We start from the raw sequence: 14,228 nt of genomic DNA, 5'->3' as shown, positions 1-14,228 counted from the left end.
GCCGCGCGGCCCCCCCCCCCTCCCCCGGGTTTCTGCCACCCAAATATAACTCACCCAGCCCCCCCCACTTCCCGCCGCCCCCCGCCGCCCCCCCCCTTCTCGCTGTCCGGAGACCGTCCGGTGCGCTCGGGACGCGGTGGCTCAGGCCTCGAAGCGGTAGCCGAGACCCCGCACGGTGACGAGCATGACCGGCTCGCTGGGGTTGACCTCGATGCGCGAGCGGATGCGCTTGATGTGCACGTCGAGGGTCTTCGTGTCGCCGAAGTAGTCGCTGCCCCAGACCCGGTCGATGAGCTGTCCACGGGTGAGCACGCGACCCGCGTTGCGCATCAGCACCTCCAGCAGTTCGAACTCCTTCAGCGGCATGTTGATCAGCTGCCCCGCCACCGACACCGTGTGCCGGTCGATGTCGAGCGACACGCGCCCGCCGTCGAGCACGCGCTCGTCGAGCTCGCTGTCGGCCTGCACCACCCGGCGCAGCACCGCCCGCATACGGGCGAGCAGCTCGCGCGAGGAGTACGGCTTCGTGATGTAGTCGTCGGCTCCGAGCTCGAGCCCCACCACGATGTCGACCTCGGAGTCCTTCGCCGTGAGCATGATGATCGGCACCGCCGACGATGAGCGGATCTGGCGGCACACCTCGGTGCCCGGCATGCCCGGTAGCATCAGGTCGAGCAGAACGATGTCGGCACCGCGCTCGCGGAACGCCGTGAGCGCCGTCGGGCCGTCCTCGGCGATCTCGACCTCGTACCCCTCCCGACGCAACAGGTACGCCAGCGGATCGGCGAGATCGGGTTCGTCTTCGACGAGGAGGATGCGGGTCATGCGCGGTCACCTTTCCGTACGCGAACGGCGCCGGCCTTGGCGGCCTTTCGTTCGCGCTTCTTCTTGCTCTTCTTGCCGGCATCCGCGTTCGGCGGTGCGTCGATCAGGGGAAGCCGCATCGTGAACGTCGAGCCGCGCCCCGGGCGCGACCACAGGCGCACCTCGCCGCCGTGCCGCTGCGTGGCGTGCTTGACGATCGACAGGCCGAGGCCGGTGCCGCCGGTGCGGCGCGAGCGCGCCTCGTCCGCGCGGTAGAAACGCTCGAAGATGCGCTCGCGATCGGTCTCGGCGATGCCGATGCCCTGGTCCGACACAGCGATCTCCACGACGCCGTCCTCGGCGCGCACGCCGACCCCGACGCGGGATCCGCTCGGGGAGTACACGATCGCGTTCACGATGAGGTTCCCGACGGCTTCGACGAGGATCTGCGCGTCACCGCGCACCCAGATCCCGCGGTCGCCGCCGCGCGTGATCTCGACTCCCGCGGCGTCGGCCTGCACGACGTGCGCCTCGATGGACTTCGCGATGACCTCGTCGATCGCGACCGGGGTGACGTCGCCCAGGCCGTCGTCGGCCTGGAGCCGGGAGAGGCTCATGATGCGACCGGTCAACTGCGCGAGACGGCCCGCCTCCGCCGAGATGCGCGTCGCGAAGATGCGCACCTGGGCCGGGTCGTCGGCGGCCGACTCGATCGCCTCCGCAAGCAGAGTCACCGCACCGACCGGGGTTTTGAGCTCATGGCTGGTGTTCGCGACGAAATCGCGCCGCATCTGGTCGAGGCGTTCCTGCTCCGTGACATCCCGGATGATCAGCAGGGTCAGACGCGGTCCGAGCACGCTCGCACGCGCCGAGACGAGACGCGGGTCGAGGCTCAGCCCCCCGCGGGTGATGCGCATCGACTCCGTCGCGGTGCCGCCGTCGGCGCGCACGCCGCGCACGAGCAGACGCAGTTCCGGGTTGTCGAGGGTCGAGCCCACGTCGATCCCGAACCGCGAGGCGGCGACCGATGCGGCGAGCACGAGCCCCGACGTGTCGACCACGCAGGCCGCATCGTCCATGCTCGCGAGAACGTCGACGATCCCCTCGGGAACGGCGCTCGAGGTCTCCTCCGCGACACGGGCCCGCGCACGGTACGCCCAGGCGAGAAGGAGCGAGAGGCCGATACCGATCGCCAGGCCGACGGCCAGGGCGATCAAGGCGATCTGCGTCTCGGTCATGTCTCCAGCGTAGAGTGCGTTCACCCTCTCTCCGGCGGGTTTCCGGGCCACAGCGGCAACGAGAGAAGTACTATTCACGTGCTGGGCACCGTTCGTTAACCTTCGGAGCAGACAATCGCTTCGGGCCTGTGCGGGAGCGCGGTCCTGCTCCTCCCGTGCGGACGACCCCGCCGTCTCGCGCTGACACCAGTCGAGATTCACATGAAAGGTTGCGCCCCACCATGCGCGAAGTCTTCCACCAGTCCCTCGAGGACCTGCAGTCCCGCCTCGTGGAGATCGCCGACCTCGTCACGGTCTCGATCGACAAGGCGACCCGTGCGTTCGCGACGAGCGACGTCGCGTTGGCCGAAGAGGTCATCGCCGACGACGCCAAGATCGACGAGCTCGCCGTCGCCCTCGACGAGCAGGCCATCGAGATCCTCGCCCGCCAGCAGCCGGTCGCCCGCGACCTGCGCATCGTCGTCACGGCGCTGCGCGTCAGCGCATCGCTCGAGCGCATGGGCGACATGTCCGAGCACATCGCCCAGCTCGCACGCCTCCGCTTCCCGGAGCGCGCCATCCCGAAGGGCCTCAAGGGCACCTTCGTGAAGATGGGCGAGCTCGACGTCGAGATCTCGCGGACGCTCTCCGAGCTGCTGCGCACTCAGGACCTCCGTTTCGCCGACGCGATCCGCAATGCGGACGACGACGTCGACGAGTTGCACGCCACCGTCTTCGAGAAGGTGCTCAGCGACAACTGGAAGGGCGAGGCCACGGCCACGGTCGACGCCACGCTCGCCAGCCGCTATCACGAGCGCTTCGCCGACCACGCCGTGGCCGTCGCGAAGAAGTACGTCTACCTGTCGACCGGAGACTGGGCCGTCGCCGAAGACGACATCGCCCTCGCCGTCGAGCAGCAGCAGGAGCTCGGTCACGCCTGACCCGCAGCATCCCCACGACGAAGCCCCCGGCGCCTGAGCACCGGGGGCTTCGTCGTGTCGTGCGTGGAGGTTACTTCTTGCCCTGCGCGGCGACCGCAGCGGCACCGGCGGCGGCGGCCTCGGGGTCGAGGTAGCGGCCGGGACCGGTGGGCACGTTGTTCTCGTCGAGTTCGTAGACGAGCGGGATGCCGGTGGGGATGTTCAGCTCGGCGATGTCTTCGTCGCTGATGCCCTCGAGGTGCTTCACGAGGCCGCGCAGCGAGTTGCCGTGCGCCGTGACGAGCACGGTCTTGCCGGCCTCGAGGTCGGGGACGATCGCGCTCTCCCAGTACGGGAGGAGTCGATCGATGACGAGCTTGAGCGACTCGGTGCGCGGCACCTCGCCGTCGATGCCCGCATAGCGGACGTCGTGCACCTGGCTGAATTCGCTGTCGTCGTCGAGCACGGGCGGCGGTACGTCGAACGAGCGACGCCACAGCTGGAACTGCTCGGGACCGAACTCCTCGAGCGTCTGCGCCTTGTCCTTGCCCTGCAGCGCACCGTAGTGACGCTCGTTGAGGCGCCACGAGCGCGTCACCGGGATCCACAGCCGGTCGGCGGCGTCGAGGGCGATGTTCGCGGTCTGGATCGCGCGGCTCAGCAGCGAGGTGTGCAGCACGTCGGGCAGGATGCCGGATTCGGCGAGCAGCTCTCCGCCGCGGCGTGCCTCCTTCTGCCCCTGCTCGTTCAGGCGGACGTCCACCCAGCCGGTGAAGAGGTTCAGTTCGTTCCACTCGCTCCGGCCGTGACGGAGCAGGATGAGGGTGCGCTTCGCAGTCATGTCGTCAGTTTATCCGCCCGGACGGTGCGACCGAACAGGATGCTGGGAGGATGGAGACATGGCGTCATCTCCCCTCGGCAGGCCCACGCGCGGCACCACCGGGACCAACCGGCTGCGGCGCAACGACCGCTGGATCGCCGCCAGCGACGCTCTCCGTCGAGCGTCCGATCCCCTCGTCGTCGACCTCGGGTACGGGGCGAGCGGCGTGACCGCGTTCGAGCTCGCGACCCGCCTCGTGCGTGTGCGGCCCGACGTCGAGGTGCGCGGGCTCGAGATCGATCCCGCGCGCGTCGCGAGCGCCGAGACGCAGCTCGCGGAGGTGCGCGCGGGCCGCACGCCGTTCGCCGCCGACCTTCCCGTCTCGTTCGGCCGCGGCGGGTTCGAGGTGCCGATTCCCGACGGACGCCGCGCGGCGGTCATCCGGTCGATGAACGTGCTCCGCCAGTACGACGAGCAGGACGTGCCGGATGCTTGGGCGCGCATGACCTCGCGTCTGGCGCCCGGTGGGCTGTTGTTCGAGGGCACGTGCGATGAGATCGGGCGCATCGCGAGCTGGATCGACGTCGCCCCGGACGCTGCTCCGCTGCGCTTCACCCTCTCGCTCCGGCTCGCCGATCTCGATCGTCCGAGCATCGTCGCGGAGCGTCTGCCGAAGGCTCTGATCCACCGCAACGTGCCCGGCGAACGCATTCACGCCCTCCTGATCGACCTCGACCGCGAGTGGGATCGGGCCGCCGGACTGTCGACGTTCGGGGCGACCCAGCGCTTCCTCGCCGCCGCGGGCGCGCTGCGCGCACAGGGGTGGCCCGTGCTCGGCGGCCGGACGCGGTGGCGACTGGGCGAGCTCACGCTGCCGTGGTCGGCGGTCGCGCCCGCGACCTGAACGGGAGCCCGGTCGGTCTAGACCTGCGCGCGGGGGTCCGGCGCCGACGGGCGACGGGACAGACGTGTGAGGCGCGGGATGTCGGCCGTCGCACCGGCATCCGCCGGAACGATGACCTGCTGCGAAGCCGCGATCTCGAGGCCGTCGGCTCGCACGACGAGGTCGCCGACCGGTGCGCGGCGGCTGAGGATCGCGAGCGCGATGGGCCCGTCCTCGAAGTGCCGGGCCACGGAGGTCAGGTGCCCGACCTCCTCGTCGCCCGCGAACACGGATGCCCCGGCCTCCGGCAGCACCGCGTCGCTGCCGTCGAGCTGCAGCGCAGCCAGACGCCGCGGCGGGTGCCCGAGGTTGTGCACCTTGGCGACCGTCTCCTGCCCGCGGTAGCAGCCCTTGTTCAGGTGCACGGCGCTGCGGATCCAATCGGACTCGTGCGGCAGGGAGCGCTCATCGACCTCGGTCGCCCAGCGCGGACGCCAGGCGGCGACGCGCAACGCCTCTGCTGCGAGGAGCCCGGCCAGCGCGTCGCGATCGGCCGACACCGCGAGAGCATCCGCGGCCTCGGTCGTCAGCAGCGCGACCCGCCACGCGTAGTCGGCGGCGGGGTGCGCTGCGACCTCGGCGTACTGGTGCCCGCCCGCGGACACGTGCTGCCACGGATCGGCCCAGATCAGGGGCGCACCGCTCGGTGCGGCCGCCGCCGTGACCACCAGCGGCGCGATCGCTCCGCCGTCGAGGAATCCGATCGGAACGAGATCCGGACGGATGCCGACGGAGGCCTGCGCGCGGAACTTCATGCGGGTCAGCCATCCGGCGAGCGCTTCGGCGTCACCGGCATCCGCCAGCAACCAGGTCGATGCGCCGTCGTCGAGGACTCCGGCCGCGTGCTCGACCCGACCCTGCGGGTCGAGGATCAGCAACTCGGTGCTCTCACCCGGAGCGAGACGGCCGAGCGCCTGCGAGGTGATGGAGTCGAGCCAGCTCAGCCGCTCGGGCCCCGCGACCTCGATCACGACCCGATCGCCGAGCGGGACGAAGGCAGCGCCCTCGGCGAGGCGGCGCTGCTCGCGGAACGCGTCGCCGAAGTGCGCGATCACGTCTCCGTCGGAGACGGCGCCGTCGATCTCGGCGAATGCGCCCACGTCAGACCTTGGCCAGTCGCGCGGAGGCGTGCGAGCGCAACGGGGTGCCGAGGGCCGCGATGTCCCAGGCCCACAGCAGGTGGCCGTCGACCAGGCCGTACATCCGCGAGGAGGCGGTGTGCACCTTGGCTCCGGAGCTGCGCACCACGGCATCCGTGGCGATATCGATGCGCGGGCCGTTGATCTCACCCAGGTACAGCTCGAGCGCACCGTCGGCGTGGGCGAGCGACACCTCGATCGGGAAGCCGCCGCTCTCGGCGCGCAGCTCCTCGACGTCGTCGACCGTGCGGGCCACGGCGTCCGCGGTCGGGGGCAGCAGCGCCGGACCGGCATCCGCGTCCGTCGCCGGGCGCGCGAGACGCCAGAAACCGGTCTCGGCCAGCAGGGCGGAGGCCGGGGAGCCCTCCTCCGTGAGGAAGGTGGCGGTGGCCGAGTAGTTCAGGAACGGGCCGCCATCATGGCTGAAGCTCACGCGATGCGTGAACTCGCCCTGCAGCCGCTCATCTCCGACGGGGTAGTCGATGACACCTGTTCCCTCCCAGACGCCGATCAGCCACGAGAGCGGGGCGAGGTCGGCCGGGAGGTCGGTGGGAAGCTCGAGCACGATCGGCTCAGCGCTGGCCGCGGAAGAGGTTGCGCAGCACGACCGCCGAGACGAAGACGATCGCGAGGCTCGCCAGACCCAGCAGGCCGATGAAGAAGAGTTCGAGCGCCATGAGATCCATGGCTCCCACCCTACCGCGCGTGAGCGCGACTGTCAGGCGGAGGCGGTCGCGAGGGCGGCGAGCCCGAATCCGACCGAGATCACGCCCATGAGCAGCAGCGCGCCGATCACGCTCCCCGCCACCCGGAAGATGAATCCCTCGGTGCGGCCGTACCAGAGCTGCACGGCGAAAGAGAGGAGCACCGCGCCGCCGAAGGCCACCAGCATCCACGGGATGCGCCACTCCTCGCCGACCAGGATGCCGATCGCCACGGCGCCCACCAGAGCGACCGCCCAGACGGCGACCACGCCGGCGAGCGGACTGCGCGGAGCGAGTGCGGGTTGCGTCATGCGTCCATTGTCACTCATCGACCCCGGTATTATTGCCGCACGGCGTTGACCCGCGCGCCGGTGAGGAGTACGCGTGCCCCAGATCCTGGTCTTGACGAATGCTCCTGCCGAGGAGTCGGTCCTGCCCGCGCTGGAGCTGCTCAGCCACACCGTCCGCCAGATCCCCGCAGAGCCCGCGCGGCTGGTGAGCGCCCCCGAGTACGACATCGTGATCGTCGATGCCCGCACCGACCTCGCGGGCGCCAAGTCGCTCTGCCGTCTGCTCCGCGCGACCGGCCAGGAGGCGCCGCTGCTGCTCATCGTCACCGAAGGCGGCATGAGCGCCGTCTCCGGCGACTGGGGCATCGACGACGTGCTGCTCTCGACCGCCGGCCCCGCCGAGACCGACGCCCGCCTGCGGCTCGCGATCGCGCGCCGCGACGACGCCGCGGCTCCGACGCGTGTGCAGGCATCCGGCGTCACGATCGACGAGCAGTCGTACTCCGCAAAGCTGCACGGCAAGCCGCTCGACCTCACCTACAAGGAGTTCCAGCTCCTGCACTTCCTCGCCACGCACCCCTCGCGGGTGTTCACGCGCGAGCAGCTGCTCAGCGAGGTCTGGGGCTACGACTACTTCGGCGGCACGCGCACGGTCGACGTGCACGTGCGGCGCCTGCGGGCCAAGCTCGGCGACGCCGATCAGATCATCGGAACGGTCCGCAACGTCGGCTACCGCTTCAACGTGTACGAGGACGACACCCTGGTGGGCTCGCGGTAACCGAGGGCATCCGTTCACGCGCGTGTCACCTCTCGGTGCTTAGATGTACCCCATGATGGATCCCGCTCTCGCCGACGCAGGTCTCGGCGACGCCGAAGACGACGACTTCGATGCCGTCGAGGCCCCCGACTCGCTCCTCCCGGACCACCGGTACCTCGATCGCGAGCTGAGTTGGCTCGCGTTCAACCAGCGCGTGCTCGAGCTGGCCGAGGATCCCTCGCTCCCCGAACTCGAGCGGGCGAACTTCCTGGCCATCTTCGCCAGCAACCTCGACGAGTTCTTCATGGTGCGCGTCGCCGGCCTCAAACGGCGCATCATCACCGGCCTCGCCGTGCCGACCAACATCGGCCGCTCCCCCTCCGACGCCCTCGCCGACATCTCGCGCGAGGCGCATGCGCTGCAGCTGCGGCACGCGGATGCCTGGACGTCGCTCGTGCGCCCCGCCCTCGCCGACGCCGGTGTCGAGATCACGGAGTGGGACGAGCTGACCGACGACGAGCGCGCGGGCCTGACCGACTACTTCCAGGCCCAGGTGTTCCCGGTGCTCATGCCCCTCGCGGTCGACCCGGCGCATCCGTTCCCCTACATCTCGGGGCTGTCGCTCAACCTCGCGATCCGCATCCGCAACGCACGCACGGGTCGCCAGGAGTTCGCGCGCCTCAAGGTGCCGCCGATGCTGCCTCGGTTCGTGGAGGTGCCGGGCAACAGCGAGATCTCGCGCTACCTGCGCCTCGAAGAGCTCATCGCCAACCACCTCGGAGACCTCTTCCCCGGTATGGAGGTGCTCGACCACCACGCCTTCCGCCTCACCCGCAACGAAGACGTCGAGATCGAGGAGGACGAGAGCGAGAACCTCATCCAGGCGCTCGAGGCCGAGCTGCTGCGCCGCCGGTTCGGACCGCCGATCCGCCTCGAGATCACCGACGACATGGACGACGTGACCCTCGAGCTGCTGGTGAAGGAACTCGACATCACCGACCAGGAGGTCTACCGCCTCCCCGGACCGCTCGACCTGCGCGGACTCTTCGGCCTCTCGCGCATCGAGCGCCCCGATCTGCGGTACCCGCCGCACGTTCCGACCACGGCGGTCGCGTTCCAGCCCGGCGACAGCAGCACGCGTGCCGACATGTTCAAGGCCATCCGCAAGTCCGACGTGCTCGTGCACCACCCGTACGAGTCGTTCACCACGAGCGTGCAGGCGTTCCTCGAGCAGGCTGCCCGTGATCCGCATGTGCTCGCCATCAAGCAGACCCTCTACCGCACCTCGGGAGACAGTCCCGTCGTGCAGGCGCTGATCGACGCCGCCGAAGCGGGCAAGCAGGTGCTCGCCCTGGTCGAGGTCAAGGCACGATTCGACGAGGCGAACAACATCGTCTGGGCGCGCAAGCTCGAGAAGGCCGGCGTGCACGTCGTGTACGGCCTGGTCGGGCTCAAGACGCACTGCAAGCTCGCCCTCGTGATCCGCGAGGAAGACGGCAAGCTCCAGCACTACTCGCACGTCGGCACCGGAAACTACAACCCGAAGACCAGCCGCATCTACGAGGACTTCGGGCTGTTCACCGCGGACGCGCAGGTCGGGAAGGACCTCACCCGCCTCTTCAACGAGCTGAGCGGCTACGCGATCGAGAAGAAGTTCAAGCGTCTGCTCGTCGCGCCCCTGCACCTGCGCAAGGGACTCGTGCGCCAGATCGACAACGAGCGCGCCAACGCCGTCGCGGGCAAGCCCGCGCACATCCGCATCAAGGTCAACTCGATGGTCGACGAGGAGATCATCGACGCGCTCTACCGTGCCAGCGTGGCCGGAGTGAAGGTCGACGTGTGGGTGCGCGGCATCTGCAGCCTCCGCACGGATCTCGACGGCATCAGCGACAACATCACGGTGCGCAGCATCCTGGGCCGCTATCTCGAGCACTCTCGCATCTTCGCCTTCGAGAACGGCGGCGATCCGCAGATCTACATCGGCAGCGCCGACATGATGCACCGCAACCTCGACCGACGCGTCGAGGCGCTCGTCCGCGTCACCGAACCCGCGCATCTGAAGGAGCTCCTGGCGTTCTTCGACCTCGCGATGGATCCGGGGACGAGTTCCTGGCACCTCGGCGCGGCCGGCGTGTGGGAGCGCCACGCCGCGGATGCCGACGGCAAGCCGCTGATCGACCTGCAGGATAAGACCATGGGTCAGATTCAGCGACGCCGGCGTGCGCGGGCGGTTCGATGACGGTCGGACAGACCTTCGCAGAGCGGTCGAAGTGGACGGACAAGGCCGTCTACGCGGCCGGTGCCGTCGTCTGGCGCATCGTCGACGGCAAGCTGCGCATCCTGCTGATCCACCGCACCAAATACCGTGACGTCACCCTGCCCAAGGGCAAGGTCGATCCCGGCGAGATGCTCGCCGAGACCGCCGTGCGCGAGGTGCAGGAGGAGACCGGCATCCGCGTCTCCCTGGGCGTTCCCGTGGGTGTGAGCCGCTACAACCTCGCGTCGATGAAGCAGAAGGTCGTGCACTACTGGGCCGCCGAGGCCACCGACGACGCGATCCGCGCGTCGACGTTCGTGCCCAACCGGGAGATCGCGGCGATCGAGTGGGCCAGCGTGAAGAAGGCCAGGGAGCGCCTCAGCTACCCGGTCGACCACGAGATCCTCGATTTCTTCGCCCGCCTGGTCGAGGACGGCGCTCTGCGTACGTTCCCACTGATCGTGCTGCGGCACGCCAAGGCGTTGTCGCGTTCCGAATGGGACGGTACGGATGCCGAACGCCCGCTCGCCGATCGCGGGCGCCGACAGGCGAAGTCGATCGTCGGCCCCCTGCGCGCGTTCGGCGTGCGGAAGATCGTGACGAGCGACGCCGTCCGATGCGTCGAGACCGTGAAGCCGCTCGCCAAAGCGCTCGATCGCAAGGCCGTGCGCACCGAGCTCATCAGCCAGGACGCCTGGGAGGACGGAAGCTCCGATCTGCGCTCGGTGGTCGGGCGGCGCGTACGCTCCGGCAAGCCCGCCGTGCTCTGCAGCCACGGGCCCGTTCTGCCCGGCCTCCTGTCCGAGATCGCGCTCGCGACCGCCACCATCCAGGGCTCCTACCTCAGCAGCGCGGCCGACCTCGAGCCGGCGGCGTTCTCCGTGGTTCATCTCTCGGCCACGAACCCCGGATCCGGCATCATCTCGATCGAGACGCACATTCCGAAGGTCTGACGCGGCCCGGAATTCCGGGGTTCGCACCCCAGAGAGTCGACAGCCGTTCACCTTCCGTTCACCCGCGCGGGAGAGTCTCGTTAACCGCCGCGCTTAGCGTCACTGTGTGCCCTGCACCGGGCCTCAACCCCTCCCACGATCGAACGGATCCACAGTGAAGATCTCCCGAATCGCTCGCATCGGCGCCATCGGCGCCGTCGCCGCTCTCGCCCTGGCCGGTTGCGCCGCGAACGAAGGCGGCACCGGCGGCTCGTCCGACGCCCCCTCCGACTCCACGCTCTCGGGCACCATCGACGCCACCGGCGCGTCGTCGCAGACCGCTGCGCAGGAGGCCTGGGTCGCCGCGTTCCAGACCGCGAACCCCGACGTCACCGTCAACTACGAGCCCACCGGCTCCGGCACCGGCCGCGAGAACTTCCTCGAGGGCGGCAGCAACTTCATCGGCTCCGACCGTGCGTTCAACGACGAGGAGATCGCCGCCGGCGGCTTCGGCGCCTGCGCGACCGACGACATCGTCGAGGTCCCGCTCTACATCTCGCCGGTCGCCGTCGCGTTCAACATCGAGGGCATCGACATGCTCAACCTCGACGCCGCCACGATCGCGGGCATCTTCGCCGGCACGATCACCAACTGGAACGCTCCCGAGATCGCCGCGCTGAACGACGGCGTCGAGCTGCCCGACCTGGCGATCTCGCCGGTCCACCGCTCCGACCCCTCGGGCACGCAGGAGACCTTCACCAAGTACCTCTCGGCGACCGCCGGTGACATCTGGACCTACGAGCCGGCCGACGTCTGGCCGATCGAGGGTGGCGAGGCCGCTCAGGGCACCTCGGGTGTCGTCCAGGCCATCACCGCGGGCAACGGCGCGATCGGCTTCGCCGACGCCTCGCAGGTCGGCGACCTCGGCCAGGTGCACGTCGGCGTGGGCGGCGACTTCGTCGCCTACTCGGCCGAGGCCGCTGCCGCGCTCGTCGAGGGCTCGCCCCTCGTCGAGGGACGTGGCGCCGGAGACCTCGTCTTCGACGTCGACCCGGCATCCGCTGCCGAGGGTTCCTACCCGATCGCCCTGGTCAGCTACCTGATCGCGTGCGAGCAGTACGAGGACACCAACGTCGCCGAGCTCGTCAAGGAGTACCTCACCTACATCGCCAGCGCCGAGGGCCAGGAAGCCGCCGCGGACAACGCCGGCAGCGCCCCGATCTCGGACTCGCTGCGCGAGCAGGTCCAGGCCGCGATCGACCTGATCCAGGTCGGCTGATCCAGCCGATCGACTGATGGCGGTGCCCCCGCGTCCCGATCGGACGCGGGGGCTCCGCCCGGTCAGCCCCCGTTCCACCCCGCCCCGAAACAGGGAGACCATGAGCACGACCGCGCAGGCGCCCGCAGCGCCGCACGCACCGATCAAGGCCAAGCAGCGTCTCGGCGACCGGGTGTTTTCCGGTACCGCTCTCGGAGCGGGGATCATCATCCTCGTCGTCCTCGCGCTGGTCGCCGCCTTCCTCATCATCCAGAGCATCCCGGCGTTCCAGCTCGACACCACCGGCAACCACATCCTCAAGGGCGAGTCCTTCTGGGTGTACGTCTGGCCCCTCGTCTTCGGAACGCTCTGGGCCTCGTTCATCGCGCTGCTCATCGCCGCACCGATCTCCATCGGCATCGCGCTCTTCATCTCGCACTACGCGCACCGTCGCCTCGCCGCCTTCCTCGGCTACGTGATCGACCTGCTCGCCGCGGTCCCCTCCGTCGTCTTCGGCCTCTGGGGCGGCCTCGTGCTCGCCCCCCTCCTCCAGCCGATCTACGCCTGGCTCAACACCCACGCCTCCTGGGTGCCGTTCTTCGGCGGCCAGGTGTCGTCGACGGGAAAGACGATCCTCACGGCATCACTCGTGCTCGCCGTGATGTGCATCCCGATCATGACCGCCATCTGCCGCGAGGTCTTCCTGCAGACGCCGAAGCTCCACGAGGAGGCGGCGCTCGCGCTCGGCTCCACCCGCTGGGAGATGGTGCGGATGGCCGTTCTGCCGTTCGCCCGCGGCGGTATGGTCTCGGCGGCGATGCTCGCCCTCGGCCGCGCACTCGGCGAGACCATGGCCGTGACCATGGTGCTGTCGCCCTCGGCCGTCGTCAGCTTCCTCGTGCTCACCGCGACGAACCCGACGCCGATCCCCGCCAACATCGCCCTGGCCTTCCCCGAAGCGCACGGCACCGGAGTCAACACGCTCATCGCGACCGGCCTCATCCTCTTCATCGTGACCTTCGCGGTCAACGCGTTGGCGCGATGGATCGTCGCCCGCCGCGCCGAGTTCTCGGGAGCGAACTGACATGACCGTCCTCACCCCCACCCCGACCGCCGTCGCCACGGCCCCGGCAGCGTCGCTCACCGCGGGCAAGCTCCCCCGGTGGGCCCCGTGGGCCCTGCTCGGCGGATCGCTCGCGGTCAGCGCCGCCGTCTTCGGCGTCGCCGCGATCGGCACCAGCCTCGCGGACTTCAACATCGCCGGCACCGTCATCATCGGGCTCCTGCTCTACATGGTGCTCATCACGGTCATCTCCTCGATCGTCGAGAGCCGCCGCAAGGCCGTCGACCGCCTCATGACGGCGCTCGTCGCGACAGCGTTCCTCATCGCGCTGCTGCCGCTGATCTCGCTGCTGTGGACGGTCGTCTCCAACGGCATCGAGCGCTTCGATGCCGAGTTCTTCAGCTACTCGATGCGCAACGTGATCGGCGACGGCGGCGGCATCGTCCACGCGATCTGGGGCACGCTGCTCATCACCCTCACGGCGACGGTCATCGCGGTGCCGATCGGACTCATGACCTCGATCTACCTCGTCGAGTACGGTCGCGGCAAGATCGCGAAGGCGATCACGTTCTTCGTCGACGTCATGACCGGCATCCCCTCGATCGTCGCGGGTCTGTTCATCTACGCGGTCTTCGCTCTGATCTTCAAGCCGGGCATCTCGATGGGCATCATGGGCGCCCTCGCCCTGGCCGTGCTGATGACCCCGGTCGTCGTGCGAGGCAGCGAGGAGCTGCTCAAGATCGTGCCGAACGAGCTCCGCGAGGCGTCGTACGCACTCGGTGTGCCGAAGTGGCTGACGATCCTCAAGGTCGTGCTCCCGACGTCGATCGCCGGCATCACGACCTCGGTCATGCTCGCGATCTCGCGCGTGATCGGCGAGACGGCTCCCCTGCTGCTCACCGCCGGGTTCACGCAGAGCCTGAACACGAACATCTTCAACGGCCAGATGATGACCCTGCCGGTGTTCGCCTACAACCAGTACATGAATCAGGGCACCAACCCGGACGCTTCGCTCGCCCGGGCCTGGGCCGCTGCTCTCACCCTCATCCTCATCGTCATGGTGCTGAACCTGCTCGCGCGCCTCGTCGCGAAGCTGTTCGCCCCGAAGACCTCCGGCCGCTGAG

Annotated in this window: 14 protein-coding genes; 8 read left to right on the top strand and 6 right to left on the bottom strand. The window is 69.4% G+C overall.

Going from position 1 to position 14,228, the window contains the following annotated elements:
• Positions 1-141: 141 nt before the first annotated feature.
• The gene (locus tag ACI2JZ_RS15025; RefSeq protein WP_247625019.1) at positions 142-825 is read right to left on the bottom strand and encodes a response regulator transcription factor; all 684 of its coding nucleotides are present in this window, start codon (positions 823-825) and stop codon (positions 142-144) included.
• On the bottom strand, positions 822-2,042 hold the full coding sequence (locus ACI2JZ_RS15020; RefSeq protein WP_247625020.1) for a cell wall metabolism sensor histidine kinase WalK: 1,221 nt from the start codon (positions 2,040-2,042) through the stop codon (positions 822-824). Before ACI2JZ_RS15020 ends, ACI2JZ_RS15025 begins: the two co-directional genes overlap by 4 nt.
• A gap of 221 nt (positions 2,043-2,263) precedes the next feature.
• Between ACI2JZ_RS15020 and phoU the strand changes: the two genes are divergently transcribed.
• Positions 2,264-2,962 carry a phosphate signaling complex protein PhoU gene (gene phoU / locus ACI2JZ_RS15015; RefSeq protein ID WP_247625021.1) on the top strand — a complete coding sequence of 233 codons (699 nt, stop codon included), beginning with the start codon at positions 2,264-2,266 and terminating at the stop codon, positions 2,960-2,962.
• 70 nt (positions 2,963-3,032) lie between these two features.
• On the opposite strand, the gene ACI2JZ_RS15010 is transcribed toward phoU, so the two are convergent.
• A complete protein-coding gene (locus ACI2JZ_RS15010; protein WP_247625022.1) occupies positions 3,033-3,782 on the bottom strand; it encodes a phosphoglyceromutase in 750 nt (249 codons plus the stop codon).
• A gap of 58 nt (positions 3,783-3,840) precedes the next feature.
• Between ACI2JZ_RS15010 and ACI2JZ_RS15005 the strand changes: the two genes are divergently transcribed.
• Positions 3,841-4,665, top strand: coding sequence for a class I SAM-dependent methyltransferase (locus ACI2JZ_RS15005; protein ID WP_404598298.1), 825 nt, complete (start codon positions 3,841-3,843; stop codon positions 4,663-4,665).
• A 17-nt stretch (positions 4,666-4,682) separates the two neighbouring features.
• On the opposite strand, the gene ACI2JZ_RS15000 is transcribed toward ACI2JZ_RS15005, so the two are convergent.
• From ACI2JZ_RS15000 to ACI2JZ_RS14990, 3 genes are all read right to left on the bottom strand, one after another.
• Positions 4,683-5,804 (bottom strand): YgfZ/GcvT domain-containing protein, encoded by a 1,122-nt coding sequence (locus ACI2JZ_RS15000; protein WP_404598297.1) that lies wholly within the window; start codon positions 5,802-5,804, stop codon positions 4,683-4,685.
• Between the two features lies 1 nt (position 5,805).
• Entirely contained in the window at positions 5,806-6,408 is a 603-nt protein-coding gene (locus tag ACI2JZ_RS14995) for an FABP family protein (protein ID WP_247625025.1), read from the bottom strand.
• A gap of 153 nt (positions 6,409-6,561) precedes the next feature.
• Entirely contained in the window at positions 6,562-6,858 is a 297-nt protein-coding gene (locus ACI2JZ_RS14990) for a hypothetical protein (protein WP_247625026.1), read from the bottom strand.
• Positions 6,859-6,931: 73 nt separating this feature from the next.
• Between ACI2JZ_RS14990 and ACI2JZ_RS14985 the strand changes: the two genes are divergently transcribed.
• The 6 genes from ACI2JZ_RS14985 (at position 6,932) to pstA (ending at position 14,227) form a co-directional block, all read left to right on the top strand.
• The gene (locus ACI2JZ_RS14985) at positions 6,932-7,615 is read left to right on the top strand and encodes a response regulator transcription factor (protein WP_247625027.1); all 684 of its coding nucleotides are present in this window, start codon (positions 6,932-6,934) and stop codon (positions 7,613-7,615) included.
• 52 nt (positions 7,616-7,667) lie between these two features.
• Positions 7,668-9,833 (top strand): RNA degradosome polyphosphate kinase, encoded by a 2,166-nt coding sequence (locus tag ACI2JZ_RS14980; RefSeq protein WP_247956680.1) that lies wholly within the window; start codon positions 7,668-7,670, stop codon positions 9,831-9,833.
• Positions 9,830-10,804: an NUDIX domain-containing protein gene (locus tag ACI2JZ_RS14975; protein WP_404598294.1), complete on the top strand. Its 975-nt coding sequence runs from the start codon at positions 9,830-9,832 to the stop codon at positions 10,802-10,804. Before ACI2JZ_RS14980 ends, ACI2JZ_RS14975 begins: the two co-directional genes overlap by 4 nt.
• A 154-nt stretch (positions 10,805-10,958) precedes the next feature.
• Positions 10,959-12,062 carry a phosphate ABC transporter substrate-binding protein PstS gene (locus tag ACI2JZ_RS14970; protein WP_404598293.1) on the top strand — a complete coding sequence of 368 codons (1,104 nt, stop codon included), beginning with the start codon at positions 10,959-10,961 and terminating at the stop codon, positions 12,060-12,062.
• Between the two features lie 100 nt (positions 12,063-12,162).
• Positions 12,163-13,125, top strand: a complete 963-nt coding sequence (gene pstC / locus ACI2JZ_RS14965; protein ID WP_247625031.1) for a phosphate ABC transporter permease subunit PstC — start codon at positions 12,163-12,165, stop codon at positions 13,123-13,125.
• A 1-nt stretch (position 13,126) separates the two neighbouring features.
• Entirely contained in the window at positions 13,127-14,227 is a 1,101-nt protein-coding gene (gene pstA / locus ACI2JZ_RS14960) for a phosphate ABC transporter permease PstA (RefSeq protein WP_404598292.1), read from the top strand.
• Position 14,228: the final 1 nt, after the last annotated feature.

The organism is Microbacterium sp. NPDC087868 (genome assembly GCF_044900755.1).
GTDB classification, from domain to species: Bacteria; Actinomycetota; Actinomycetes; order Actinomycetales; family Microbacteriaceae; genus Microbacterium; species Microbacterium galbinum.
Note: the sequence above shows the minus strand (reverse complement) of the source record. Positions and strands in the feature narration are given on the sequence as shown.

Excerpts from the sequence above, each read along its gene's own strand:
- ACI2JZ_RS15010 (WP_247625022.1), bottom strand. The coding sequence starts at position 3,782 with ATGACTGCGAAGCGCACCCTCATCCTGCTCCGTCACGGCCGGAGCGAG.
- pstC (WP_247625031.1), top strand. The coding sequence starts at position 12,163 with ATGAGCACGACCGCGCAGGCGCCCGCAGCGCCGCACGCACCGATCAAG.
- ACI2JZ_RS14980 (WP_247956680.1), top strand. The coding sequence starts at position 7,668 with ATGATGGATCCCGCTCTCGCCGACGCAGGTCTCGGCGACGCCGAAGAC.
- ACI2JZ_RS15020 (WP_247625020.1), bottom strand. The coding sequence starts at position 2,042 with ATGACCGAGACGCAGATCGCCTTGATCGCCCTGGCCGTCGGCCTGGCG.
- phoU (WP_247625021.1), top strand. The coding sequence starts at position 2,264 with ATGCGCGAAGTCTTCCACCAGTCCCTCGAGGACCTGCAGTCCCGCCTC.
- ACI2JZ_RS14990 (WP_247625026.1), bottom strand. The coding sequence starts at position 6,858 with ATGACGCAACCCGCACTCGCTCCGCGCAGTCCGCTCGCCGGCGTGGTC.
- ACI2JZ_RS15025 (WP_247625019.1), bottom strand. The coding sequence starts at position 825 with ATGACCCGCATCCTCCTCGTCGAAGACGAACCCGATCTCGCCGATCCG.
- ACI2JZ_RS15005 (WP_404598298.1), top strand. The coding sequence starts at position 3,841 with ATGGCGTCATCTCCCCTCGGCAGGCCCACGCGCGGCACCACCGGGACC.
- ACI2JZ_RS14975 (WP_404598294.1), top strand. The coding sequence starts at position 9,830 with ATGACGGTCGGACAGACCTTCGCAGAGCGGTCGAAGTGGACGGACAAG.
- pstA (WP_404598292.1), top strand. The coding sequence starts at position 13,127 with ATGACCGTCCTCACCCCCACCCCGACCGCCGTCGCCACGGCCCCGGCA.